At 67.3% G+C, this 11,121-nt stretch carries 10 protein-coding genes and 1 pseudogene; 4 read left to right on the top strand and 7 right to left on the bottom strand.

The genetic code is table 11. The annotated features are described in order from the left end of the window. Window positions 1-129: 129 nt before the first annotated feature. Entirely contained in the window at window positions 130-576 is a 447-nt protein-coding gene (locus H7965_RS26415) for a metallophosphoesterase (protein WP_186773534.1), read from the top strand. Between the two features lie 20 nt (window positions 577-596). On the opposite strand, the gene H7965_RS26410 is transcribed toward H7965_RS26415, so the two are convergent. Beyond that, window positions 597-2,978 (bottom strand): DNA topoisomerase, encoded by a 2,382-nt coding sequence (locus tag H7965_RS26410; protein ID WP_186773533.1) that lies wholly within the window; start codon window positions 2,976-2,978, stop codon window positions 597-599. A 249-nt stretch (window positions 2,979-3,227) separates the two neighbouring features. Between H7965_RS26410 and H7965_RS26405 the strand changes: the two genes are divergently transcribed. After that, window positions 3,228-3,452 carry a hypothetical protein gene (locus H7965_RS26405; RefSeq protein ID WP_186773532.1) on the top strand — a complete coding sequence of 75 codons (225 nt, stop codon included), beginning with the start codon at window positions 3,228-3,230 and terminating at the stop codon, window positions 3,450-3,452. A 332-nt stretch (window positions 3,453-3,784) separates the two neighbouring features. Here the strand turns inward: H7965_RS26405 and H7965_RS26400 are convergent, their stop codons facing one another. The 4 genes from H7965_RS26400 to H7965_RS26385 form a co-directional block, all read right to left on the bottom strand. Then, window positions 3,785-4,552: a DUF3891 family protein gene (locus tag H7965_RS26400; protein ID WP_229682810.1), complete on the bottom strand. Its 768-nt coding sequence runs from the start codon at window positions 4,550-4,552 to the stop codon at window positions 3,785-3,787. A 500-nt stretch (window positions 4,553-5,052) separates the two neighbouring features. Continuing rightward, entirely contained in the window at window positions 5,053-6,036 is a 984-nt protein-coding gene (locus tag H7965_RS26395) for a Bug family tripartite tricarboxylate transporter substrate binding protein (RefSeq protein ID WP_186773530.1), read from the bottom strand. Window positions 6,037-6,077: 41 nt separating this feature from the next. Continuing rightward, window positions 6,078-6,476, bottom strand: a complete 399-nt coding sequence (locus H7965_RS26390; RefSeq protein ID WP_186773529.1) for a hypothetical protein — start codon at window positions 6,474-6,476, stop codon at window positions 6,078-6,080. Window positions 6,477-6,749: 273 nt separating this feature from the next. After that, complete coding sequence (locus tag H7965_RS26385) at window positions 6,750-7,631, bottom strand: MBL fold metallo-hydrolase (protein ID WP_186773528.1); 882 nt, start codon at window positions 7,629-7,631, stop codon at window positions 6,750-6,752. Window positions 7,632-7,744: 113 nt separating this feature from the next. Between H7965_RS26385 and H7965_RS26380 the strand changes: the two genes are divergently transcribed. Continuing rightward, on the top strand, window positions 7,745-8,737 hold the full coding sequence (locus H7965_RS26380; RefSeq protein WP_229682811.1) for a GlxA family transcriptional regulator: 993 nt from the start codon (window positions 7,745-7,747) through the stop codon (window positions 8,735-8,737). A gap of 215 nt (window positions 8,738-8,952) precedes the next feature. Here H7965_RS26380 and H7965_RS26375 read toward each other — a convergent pair whose 3' ends face one another. Further along, window positions 8,953-9,183, bottom strand: a complete 231-nt coding sequence (locus H7965_RS26375; RefSeq protein WP_222440829.1) for a hypothetical protein — start codon at window positions 9,181-9,183, stop codon at window positions 8,953-8,955. Between the two features lie 183 nt (window positions 9,184-9,366). On the opposite strand from H7965_RS26375, the gene H7965_RS26370 reads away from it, so the two are divergent. Beyond that, a complete protein-coding gene (locus H7965_RS26370) occupies window positions 9,367-10,347 on the top strand; it encodes a Bug family tripartite tricarboxylate transporter substrate binding protein (RefSeq protein WP_186773527.1) in 981 nt (326 codons plus the stop codon). Window positions 10,348-10,403: 56 nt separating this feature from the next. Here the strand turns inward: H7965_RS26370 and H7965_RS26365 are convergent. Continuing rightward, window positions 10,404-10,676, bottom strand: a pseudogene (locus tag H7965_RS26365) (integrase core domain-containing protein); the annotation flags it as partial. Window positions 10,677-11,121 lie beyond the last annotated feature (445 nt).

Raw genomic sequence — 11,121 nt, 5'->3', positions numbered from 1 at the left:
TCGTCCTCGACCGCCATCTCCACCCCGTCTCGCCGGAGCGCTCAGGCTACCGCGCCATCATGCGCCCGAGAAACCAGCCGAAAGGCAGATCAGCCGAGGCTCACCGTGCGGGCGGGACGACGGTTACAGATGGACTCCATCATGGTGGACCGCTGGAACACGACCGTCGGACCTGAGGATGAGATCTGGCACCTCGGCGATTTCGCTCTCGGTGTGTCAGCAGCCGCGATGGCAGAACTGCTCGCCCGGCTGCACGGCCGCAAGCACCTCATCACCGGCAACAACGACCCAACTGCGACGACGAACCTGGCCGGGTGGTCGAGCGTCCGACCCTACGCCGAGATCGAACTGGACGGGGCCAGCATCGTGCTGTGCCATTACGCGTTCCGCACCTGGCGTAACATGAGCCGGGGCTGGCTAAACCTGCATGGCCACAGCCATGGCCGCCTGGCGGCCCTGCCGCGACAGACAGATGTCGGCGTCGATGCCTGGAACTTCCGTCCGGTGACGCTGGCACAGATCACCGCCGCAAGGCGGACCCGCGCCAGGGCGGAGCCACCCAAGCAATCGCGGTAAGCCGATCCTATCCGGCCTCGTCACAGCCATCCGCGTTCACGGAAGCCGTTGAGATCGACACCCGCCGGCGCGTACCAGCCGCCGGCGCGGTAGCGGGCACCGAGTTGAAGCGCTGCTTCCTTGTTGCCGAACGGAATGCGCAGCGGTGTATCGCCGCTGGCGGCCTCTGGGGACCGAAGCTCCGCCGCGCCCTTGCTGGGTCGCGACGATCGTGGCTTCCCGGCGCTGGCTTTCCGTTTCCGGACAACCGCCCTACGGCCCGGCATGGTGCGTTTGTCGCCCAGCTCCGGCGCGACCTTCGCTGCCGGCACATCGGCAGCACGTTGGTCCGGCGGGCGCCTGTTCGCCACAGTCCTCCGAACGGGCGACGGTCGCCCGCTCCCGACATCAGCCTGCGGCTGTGTTCCGCCCTTCTTGGGCGCGTGTTGGTCGAGGAAGGCCCGGCAGGCGGCGCCGGATGACGTGTAGCCCCGGGGCGGCTTGAGCCCTTTCTGGCGGGCCAGGCTATCCACGAAGCTCTTCATAGCCGGTGTCGGCGGCCGATCCGGACCCGCTTCCCTGGCGACACCGCCCAGTAGCTTGGCTTCCACGCTGCCTGCGCCCTCCTGCAAACGGCCGATGATCCGACTGGCTTGGGCACAGACGGCGTCGATCGCTCCGACCATCTCCTGCTGCCCGACTAGCACCTCGTCGAGCAGACGCTCCATCTGAGCGGTCACGCCGGGGTCGACCAGCGCCGGATCGGCTTTCTCCAGCACGGCGAAGAGCGCCAGTCCGCGCTCGGTGGGGATGATGTGCTTGCCATCGGCAACGAGGAACTCCTGCGTCTTGAGGCCGCGGATGATCTCGGCCCGGGTCGCCGGCGTGCCGATGCCCTTGGCCTCCTTCAGCCGCTCCTGCAGCGCCTCGTCGGCGACAAAGCGCCAGGCATTCTGCATCGCCTCAATCAGCGTGCCCTCGTTGTAGCGTGGCGGCGGCCGGGTTTCCTTGTCCTCGACCGCTGCATCGCGCAGCACGGCGGCCTCACCGTGCCTAAGCGCGGGCAGCAGCTGCGCGTCCTCGCCCTTCTCCTCGGCTGGCTGCCACTCGGGGAAGGCGGCACGCCAGCCGAGCTCGATCGGCTGCCGCCCCGCAGCTCGGAACAGGTGGCCTCGGACATCCAGAGTGACGGAGGTCTGCCGATAGCGGAAGTCCGGCATCATGGCGGCCAGGTAGGAGCGGGCGATGACATCGAACAGCCGCCGCTCATCACCCGACAGCCGCGGCCAGACTTCCCGCAGCGTGTCCACCGTGTTGACGTTGGGGATGACGGCGTGATGGCTGGCCCCGGCCAAGCCCTTGTCGTGGAAGTGGCCGCTGGCGCCGCGGCGGATGACCGGCGGCTCGGGCACCGGGATCTCGCTGAAGGCGCGCCCGACCCGCAGCCCGGCGATGATCCGCGGCACGTCCGGGATCAGGCTCTCCGGCAGGTAGCGGGTTTCGGCGCGGGGGTAGGTGATGACCTTCTTGCCCTGGCCATCATAGAGCTCCTGCGCCACCTCGAGCGTCCGCGCCGCCGACCAGCCGAAGCGCGAGCCGCACAGCTTCTGCAAGGACGGCAGATCATGCAGCCGCGGCGGCCCCTGCCGCTTGTCCTCGACCCGCACGGCGAGCGGTCCGGCAAAGCCATCGGCGGCTGCGGCGATCGCTTCGGCCTCCTCGCGCTTCAGGATCCGATCCTTGGGCGCGTGCCGCATCCGCAACGTCCCGGCCTCGGCCTGGGCGGTGGCGACCACCTCGAAATAGGCCTGCGGGACGAAGTTGCGGATCTCCAGCTCGCGCTTGCAAACGATGGCCAGAGTCGGGGTCTTCACGCGTCCAACGCCGATGACGGTCCGCGCGCCGCGGGCCAGCGTCACGGTGGCCGTGCGGGTCAGCGATAGGTTGTAGATCTGGTCGGCCTGCCGCCGCGCGACGGCGGCCGCGTACAGGCGGGCGTATTCGGCATTGGACTTGGCCCGGGCGAAGGCGTCGCGGATGGTCTGCGGGTCTTGAGCGGTGAAGATCACCCGCATGACCGTGCCGCGATAGCCGTAATGCTCCAGGATCTCCTGGCCGATCAGTTGCCCCTCCCGGTCGCAGTCGGTGGCGAGCCAGACGCGCTTGGCCTGACGCAGCGCATCGCGGATGGCCTTGAGCTTGGGGGCCTTGTTGCCGCCCGTGGCCGGCTTGGTGCCGTAGAGGCCTTCCGGCCGGAGCAGGACCGGCGTCCACCGCTTCCAGTCCGGCGAGACTTCCTCGGGCTCGACAAGGTCGAACAAATGGCCCTCGGCAGGCAGGATCGCCCCATAGCGGCCTCCGACCGCCGCCCTGACGTCCTTTGCCTGGCTGGTCTTTTCGGTGATGACGATCTGGTCGGTCATGGGCGCTCTTCAGGTGTTCTCTATAGGTTCCCGAGCGGGCGCGCTACCTTCAGTGTCTCGGCCGATCCATCCTCAACGTCCAGAAACGGACAAAAGCTAGTGCATTGCTGGCGACGTGCACAGTTGTCCCGAACTGTGCGATGTAGAAGGACCACCTCACACTGGCCGTACCACCTCACACTGGCCGTACAAAGCAGCGGAACCACGTCCTGCCGTGGGAGTTGCGGCGCCGCACCGAAGGAGCAGAGCATGCCGAACGACAAGGGGAAGGGCACCGGCGAACCCGGCTGGACCGCGGAGGAGAAGGGTCAAGGAGCTCCCACATCCGGCGACGCGGACGCGGCCGGCGAAGCGGGTGAGGCCGTGCCCAAAGCGGGCTATGGCGGCGACGACCGTGCCGCAACAGAAGCCGCGGCGGGGCGGGTGGAGGAAGACTCAAAAAGTGAGGCCGGCCCCGAGAACAGTGAGCGCTGACTGAACTGCGCCCGGTGCGAAGCCTGATGTCGTGCCGCCTCCGGCTGGCCAAGGCTTTGCCAGAGGGGCGCGGTTGACAGAACGCAACTATGATTTCGAAGCTGGAGGCCGTTGCGCGCAGTGACGCCCCGTCGGCCGCGGCGGTGGAGGGTTAATGGTCAGGACGTTCCCGTCTCGGAGCATAATGTCCGGTGTAGAGGACCGAGCAGCCATGTGGTCAGGGAGTGCAGGATCGGCTCGAAAGCAGACATGGAGACGTCTGGCAGATCAAGCGCGGCGGACTGCGGCGATGGCGGAGGCGATGCCGGTGGTTACTGCCGCCATCTGATCCGTCAGGCCGGGGCCAGGGTCTCGGCCAGCGTGCTCCAGGCTGCGTCGCGCAGATCGCGGCGCATCGCCTCCTCGTCGGTCCAGCGGGTTTCGGCAGGGAAGCGGATCGTCTCGCACTGCACCGTCAGCGTGTTGCCACGGAAGGGCCACGGGTCAAGCGACCAGCGAGATGTTCCTTGCCGCACCAGCTTCATCTTGCGGGCGCTGCCATCTTCCATCGGCGCCTCCCCAGCCTTGTCCGGATCGGCAAAACAGAGGGCGAGGGAAAGGGCGTCGGTTACCGCGACGAGGGCGGAGTTCCGTTCGACCTGCTCGCGGGATACGTCGAGCTTGGCGATCCAGTCCGCCTGGAGCGCAGCCTCCTTGGCGTTGTTGCGGTCGATCGCGGCGTGGTCCTCGGGCGGCAGGCTCTCTGGGTCCATGTATTCCGTGTAGACCCGCGTGCCGTGCAGGGAGATGAGCAGGGCGGGCCAGAGGCCCCAGGCGGCGCGGGCTATCTCCACACCGTGCGCCCACATGGGGGCATGGACCGCCGCGCCAAGCTTGGTGAAATCGTGGGGCAGGCCCGTCTCGGGGTCGAGGGTCGGAGCGGTCTCCCACGACAACCAGGCGATGTCGTGCTGCCCGGCGGCGAGGATCACTTCGGGCGCCGGGTCCGGCCGCGCGAAGCCGGGGGCACCCCAGGCGGCCATCATCTGGCCTGAGAGTAGAGCGTGGGAGGGCTGGGGAATGAGAAGGCGGGTGCCATTCTCCGGGCTGCGCAAGATCATAGCACGTCAACGCACGAGCGGGGCCTCGGGACATGGCAGTTCCTTATCTGCCTGGCTTGGGCATGCGGCGCTGGGAGCTAGCCGGCCTCAGCGTCATCATCCGCTTGGAACGGGACGCCACTGCCGATCTCTGGGCCGGGAGGTTGGTGCCGCTGCTGGGACTTGCGCTGCCCGCGGCGAATGTCGTGGCGCTGCTCGGGTACGCACGGGGCATGCCGCGCGTAAGGAGCGGCTTCTCAAAATGCTGGCGGGCCTACTGCAGCCCGCGCACTGGCGAAATCCATCGGGCGCTGATGTTCGCGCACGCTTTCGACGCGGCCCACCGGAGCCAAAAGCGACCTGACAGCGGTCAATTATCTGGACCGCTCCGATTGACTGCTTTCATGCTTGGATTGCTCAAAAGCCGTTGTTCCGCATTGGGCCAATCCATACCGTCGAGTGTGAGCCCAGGCCGCCTGCTTCAATATCCGCTCAAGACATTGCACCATACAAGCGGCCGATCACTCGGCCTTGATACCGGCGGTCCGCACCACGCCGCGCCAGCGCTCCACCTCCTCGCGCTGGAAGGCGGCGTACGCCTCGGGCGAGCCCGCCACCACCGTGAAGCCGATCTGCTCGAGCCGCTGCCGTCCCTCGGGGTGGCGCAGTGCCTCGGTCGCGGCTGCGTGCACGCGCCTGACCAGCGGCGCAGGCATGCCCGGAGGAGCCATGAGGGCCTGCCAGGAGGTGACCACGAAGTCCTTCAACCCCGCCTCGACGGCGGTGGGCACATCGGGCAGCACCGGGTGGCGCTCGGCGCTGGTGACCACAATCGGGCGCAGCCGCCCGCCCTGGATGTGACCGGCCACCGTGCCGAGGTTCTGGAAGCTCAGCTCCACGTTGCCGGCAATCAGGTCAGTGGCCGCCGCCGCCCCGCCCGCATAGGGCACATGGGTCGGGTCAGTCTCTGTGAGCTGCTTGAAGAGCTCCATCGTCATCTGGTCCGAGGAGCCGACGCCGCTGGTCGAGTAACTGGTGCGGCCACGATTGCGCCGCAGCCAGTCGATGACGCCGCGCAGGTCGGTCGCGGGCACCTTGTCCGGGTTCACCACCAGCACGTTCGGCGTGGTGACCGCCAGGGTAATGGGGGTGAAGGCCAGCGGGTCGTAGCCGAGGTTCGGGCGCAGCGCGGCGTTGATGGCGAAGACGCCGATCGAGCCCACGAGCAGGGTGTGCCCGTCCGGCTGCGCCCGGGCCAGTAGGCGCGACGCGACCTCGCCGTTCGCACCAGTCCGGTTCTCGACCACGACCGGCTGGCTAAGCGACTGGCCGCCGTACTGGGCGATGACGCGGGCAATGATGTCCGACGGACCGCCGGCGACAAAGGGGACGAGGATGGTGACGGGGCGGTTAGGCCAGGCTTCGGCCCCGCCCTGCTGCGCCCGTGCAGCAAAGGGACCGGCCGCAACCGCGGCACCGAGTGTGAGCGCATAACGGCGGAGCATAGGGGACGCTTTCTCTCCCGAGCGGACGCTGGTCTGCTAGGCTATGATGCGGTCCAGGCACGTCCCTGACCACCCCTAAGATGCCAGCCGTTTGGAATTGGGTCCATCAGCGTCGCTACTTCGAGGTCTGCCGGCTGCCGCCCGTTTAGGATCGCTTCAATGATGTCGGGCGCCAGCAGTGTCAGCCGCAGCAGACTGCCGAGGTACCCCCGCTCGATGCGCTCCGCCTTAGCCATCTCGGTGATCGAGGCGTAGCGCCCCTCGCCCAAGAGGTGCTGGTACCGGAACGCCCGTGCCAGCGCTTTCACAAGGGCCGGATCGGCGGGCGTCGGGAGGGCCACCTCACCGTCGCCCCGCACCGGCGTTACCACCGTCTTCCGCTCCGGCCGCCGCCGGATGGTCAGCGGCATCCGGACCGTGGTGCTGGTCGCCACCGTCATGCTGTCTTGGTGCTCCCGGGCGAACTGGCGGTCAGCGGTCGACGCTTCGCGGACCTCTGAAGCCGGCTCACCGAGGTCCGATTCCGGTGGCGAGGCGGCCGTTCGCCGTAGTCTCACGTGCCTGGCGGCTTCGCGCCCAAATGGGTCATGCAGGTGAGGGAGAACTGCTCTCCAACGCAGACATCAGGATGCGAGATGCCGCGCCTTCACCTGATAAAGACGCAGCGTCTCAGAAGCCTTGCTCGGTCACGCCAGGGCAGGGATGCAGGCGGACTAGAAGATTACGGTCTCGCCGTCAGCCGGAACACGCAGGCTCGACGCGAACCCTTCCTTCTCGGCAAAGACGCGCAGGTCGGCGCGGCTCAGGATGCAGTGGTTCACGGCTTCCATGTGGCTGGCGATCAGGGTGGCCTTCGGGGCGGCGCGGTTGACCGCCCGGACGTCCTCTTCCCCCATGATGATGGGGTCCAGGCCGATGAAGGTTGCCTTGCCCGCGTTGAGCACGATCACCTCTGGCTGGTGCCGGGCGATCGCCTGCTCGACATGTCCGTTCCAGATGGTGTCGCCCGCGATGTAGAGCGTCTTCTCCGAGGGGTGGCTGAAGACGACGCCGCAGACCTTGCCCAGGCGTGGCACCGCCTTGAGGGTGGCGTCGGTGCCGTGCTGCCCGCCCGTCCTGGCGAGCTTAACACCATTGAACTCCGATGCCTCGGTCAGGACGCGCACGTCTTTGAAGCCTGCTTCCCGGATGGCCGCCGCGTCCTCGTCATTCTGCGCGAAGAGGGGGAGCGACTTCCCGAGCTGCGCCTTGGCCCTTTCGTCCCAGTGGTCGGTGTGCAGATGGGTCACGATGACTGCGTCCACGTCGATGATATCGGTCACCGGGATCGGCAGGGGCACCAGGGGGTTACGGCGCTCGCTGTTGGCCGAGCCGGGGAACCCGGGGGACGTGCCCTGGTCGTCCAGCATCGGGTCTACCAGGAAGCGCACACCGCCGTAGTTGATGCGCAGCGTCGCGTTGCGGATCTGCGTCACCGTCGCCTGCTCGCGAGCGGCTTGTGAGGTGTGCGTCGTCATTCCGATGATCCCCATGGACAAGGCCGGGAGTGTCTTCCGGCGCGTGATCAGGAAGCCTTCCTTGCTGCTGTCGGTCATGGCTTAGTCCTCCTTGCCAGCACCTGGGCTACGAGCGCGGTCAGCGGCCCGCAGATGCAATGGCCTCTGGATAAACGACCACGCGCGGCGGTAGGAGTGTCGGCACGGACATAATGAGGGTCAGAAACGACATGCCAGGGCGGAATGCCATCGAGATCGGCCTAGTGATCTACCCTGGCACGCAACTGGCGGCCGTGCTTGGGATGACGGACTTCCTGATGCTCGCTGACCGCATTGCGGGGGAACAGACAAACCGCCACCAGGCGCCTCCGCTGCGGGTCAGCCACTGGCAAATGCGGGACGGCGAGCACATCCCGGTCCGCGTGTTCGACACCGCTCCCGGCGTCGAAGGGCCGCCGGATGTCCTTATCCTGCCGCCCCGGCTAGGTCCGCCCATCGAGGCGCACGAGGCGGCGCCCTTCGTGGGCTGGCTGCGTGAACGGCACAGCACGGGCACCGCGCTGGGCTCGATCTGCACGGGCGCCTTCCTGCTGGGCGAGACGGGCCTCCTCTCTGGTCGCTGCATCACGACCCACTGGACCTTTGAGGAGGCGTTCCAGGCGCGCTTTCCGGAAGCCAGGATGGATGCCGCCCGCCTGCTCATCGACGACGGCGACATCATCACCGCGGGCGGGGCGATGGCCTGGACCGACCTCGTCCTGAAGCTGATCGACCGCCATCTCGGGCCGGTCGTCATGATGGAGACCGCGCGGCGGCTCTTGGTCGACCCGCCTGGGCGGGAGCAGAGCTACTACAGCGTCTTCGCGCCGAGGCTGAATCACGGTGACGGCGCCATTCTCAAGGTCCAACACTGGCTTCAGGCGACCGGGGCCAGGGACATCGACCTCGCCACGCTCGCCATGCAGGCCGGGCTGGAGGAACGGACCCTCCTGCGTCGCTTCCAGAAAGCGACAGGCCTGACCACCACGGAATATTGCCAGCGGCTCCGCGTCGGAAAGGCTCGTGAACTGCTCCAGTCCAGCCCGCTCACAGCGGATCAGGTGGCATGGGAGGTCGGCTACGCCGACGCAGGCGCGTTCCGGAAGGTCTTCACACGGATCGTGGGCCTCACGCCCGCAGAGTATCGCAAGCGCTTCCGGGCATGAACTGGATTGACCGGCGGCAGCAAGGCTTGTCGAAGGTCTGCTTTTCCGCGTCAGCCGCCCAGGAGCGGACTCACCGCTTCCGGCCAGAATTCGCCGCTGCGCTCAAACCCGGACAGATTGCTCCCGTGTCCGCATCCAGAGATGGAGCGGACATCCGCTGTCCAGAGTGCTCCAGCTGCTAGCCTCTCACCCGGTCCATCATCACGATAGCTGACTTACGTCTTCCCTCCACCATAGAGCACGAGTCGCTGCTCCACCCACCTGAGCGGAAGCGGTTCCAGCAGCTGTGGCAGCCCGAGGGCGGGCGGAACTTGGCCATCAAGGATCGCCTCGACGATATCCGGTGCTAGGAGTGTCAGGCGAAGCACGCGCGAGACGCAGGACGAGTTGATCTTCTCCGTGGCGGCCAGTTCGTCGATCGTGCCGTAGCGGCCTTTCTCCATCATCCGTGTCGCCTCTCGCCAGCGTTCCGCAGTTCAAGCAAGCGCGCAGTTATAAGGGGATGGGAGCCTCTTCTTCAGAGACATACTGGCTGTTCTTGCCGACCCGTTCACCGAGCCTGTAGCGTGTCACCACAAGGCGACCCGGGAAAACCGCCCGCAAGAGGCGCCCATTGGGAAGGAGACAACATGGCAGTTTCTCGCCGTTCGCTTGCGACTGTGGCCGTCGGTTCGGCCTTGGGCATGGCCGTTGCGCCGCGCCGATCTCGGGCTCAGGCCTATCCGGCGCGGCCGGCGCGCATCCTCGTCGGATTCGCCGCCGGCGGCGCGACCGACATCCAGGCGCGCCTGATGGGGCAGTGGCTGTCGGACCGTCTCGGCCAGCAATTCGTCGTCGACAACCGCTCTGGCGCCAGCGGCAACATCGCCACCGAGATGGTCGCAAGGGCGGCGCCCGATGGCTACACTCTGCTCCAGGTCGTGACCCCGCACGCGATCAATGCCGCACTCTATCCGAACCTGCCCTTCGATTTCATGCGCGACATCGCGCCGGTGGTCTGCGCGGCGCGGCTGGCCTATGTCGCCGTGGTCAATCCGGCGTATTCGATTCATACGATCCCCGAGCTGATCGCCCACGCCAAGGCGAACCCGGGCAGTATCAGCTATGGCTCGGCCGGCACCGGTACGCCGCAGAACATCTCCGTCGAGCTGTTTAAGATGATGGCCGAGGTCAACCTGCTGCACGTGCCCTACCGCGGCGGTGCGCCCGCGGTCGCCGACTTGTTGGCCGGCCACATCCAGCTGGTGTTCAGTCCGCTGTCGGAGGCGATCGAGCAGATCCGGGCCGGCAAGCTGCGGCCGCTCGGGGTCACCACCGCGGCCCGGCTGGACGTGCTGCCGGACGTGCCAAGGATCGCCGACTTCGTGCCGGGCTACGAGGCCAGCGGCTTCGCGGGCATTGGCGTGCCGCGCAACACGCCGGCCGCCATCGTCGAACTGCTGAACCGCGAACTCAATGCGGGCCTTGCCGATCCCGGTGTCCGAGCCCGCATCCTCGACCTAGGGGGCACGCCGGTCGGCGGCACGGCGGCCGAGTTCGAGGCGATTCTGGCGGCCGCTATCGAGAAGTGGGCACGGGTGATCAGGTTCGCGGGCATCAAGGCCGATTAGGCTCCGGACTTATTGTCTGAACCGGCCCGGGTTCGCCGGAGGCTGGTGAGCTTGAGTCAGGCCGCCAGCGCAATCTCCTGCTGAGCGGCATAGTAGTGTGCTTCGGCCTCGGCCGGCGGGATGTTACCGATCGGCTCGAGGAGGCGGCGGTTGTTGAACCAATCGACCCATTCGAGGGTGGCGAACTCGACCGCCTCCAGGTTGCGCCACGGGCCACGCCGCCGGATCACCTCGGTCTTGAACAGGCCGATGACGGTTTCGGCGAGCGCATTGTCATAGCTGTCGCCGACGCTGCCCACGGAGAGCTCGATACATCCGCCCGCGGCTCGAGACGCTGCTTGACCTTGGCCCCCTGCAGGCTCGGGACCTGGGCGGCAATGACCCAGGCGGTCTTCGAGACCTCTACTACGACCACCAGCGTGGTCCGCAGGTCCGGCAGCAGAGCAGGCACAGTCGTCATCGCACAGCCTCCCCAGCGAAGAACAATGGACCGGCTATGCTTGCTGGGACGCCGGCCCCGCTCATAAAGTCTGTGCGCGGAAGTGCTTGAGGCGACGCGGCGTACTCTGATTCCATGGCGGCACCGGTAGGAGGTGACGATGGCGCGTCGGCGGATTGGTCAGGAGGATCTCATCGCGCGTCCGGAGCCTCGGGCGGCGTCTTCGTTGGCGGAGCTTGCTGCGCTGCTCGACTGGACCGAGATCGACCGCCATCTGGCTGGCATCTCGGCGGCGGTGAAGGGCGAGCCTGGATGGCCGCCGCTGGCCCTGTTCC

Source organism: Siccirubricoccus deserti (assembly GCF_014283215.1).
In the GTDB taxonomy this organism is placed as follows: Bacteria; Pseudomonadota; Alphaproteobacteria; order Acetobacterales; family Acetobacteraceae; genus Siccirubricoccus; species Siccirubricoccus deserti.
Note: the sequence above shows the minus strand (reverse complement) of the source record. Positions and strands in the feature narration are given on the sequence as shown.

What these genes read in the sequence shown, in the direction of transcription:
- H7965_RS26380 (WP_229682811.1), top strand. Translation starts at nt 7,745, where the DNA reads ATGAGGGTCAGAAACGACATGCCAGGGCGGAATGCCATCGAGATCGGC.
- H7965_RS26390 (WP_186773529.1), bottom strand. Translation starts at nt 6,476, where the DNA reads ATGACGGTGGCGACCAGCACCACGGTCCGGATGCCGCTGACCATCCGG.
- H7965_RS26405 (WP_186773532.1), top strand. Translation starts at nt 3,228, where the DNA reads ATGCCGAACGACAAGGGGAAGGGCACCGGCGAACCCGGCTGGACCGCG.
- H7965_RS26370 (WP_186773527.1), top strand. Translation starts at nt 9,367, where the DNA reads ATGGCAGTTTCTCGCCGTTCGCTTGCGACTGTGGCCGTCGGTTCGGCC.
- H7965_RS26400 (WP_229682810.1), bottom strand. Translation starts at nt 4,552, where the DNA reads ATGATCTTGCGCAGCCCGGAGAATGGCACCCGCCTTCTCATTCCCCAG.
- H7965_RS26385 (WP_186773528.1), bottom strand. Translation starts at nt 7,631, where the DNA reads ATGACCGACAGCAGCAAGGAAGGCTTCCTGATCACGCGCCGGAAGACA.
- H7965_RS26410 (WP_186773533.1), bottom strand. Translation starts at nt 2,978, where the DNA reads ATGACCGACCAGATCGTCATCACCGAAAAGACCAGCCAGGCAAAGGAC.
- H7965_RS26415 (WP_186773534.1), top strand. Translation starts at nt 130, where the DNA reads ATGGACTCCATCATGGTGGACCGCTGGAACACGACCGTCGGACCTGAG.
- H7965_RS26395 (WP_186773530.1), bottom strand. Translation starts at nt 6,036, where the DNA reads ATGCTCCGCCGTTATGCGCTCACACTCGGTGCCGCGGTTGCGGCCGGT.
- H7965_RS26375 (WP_222440829.1), bottom strand. Translation starts at nt 9,183, where the DNA reads ATGATGGAGAAAGGCCGCTACGGCACGATCGACGAACTGGCCGCCACG.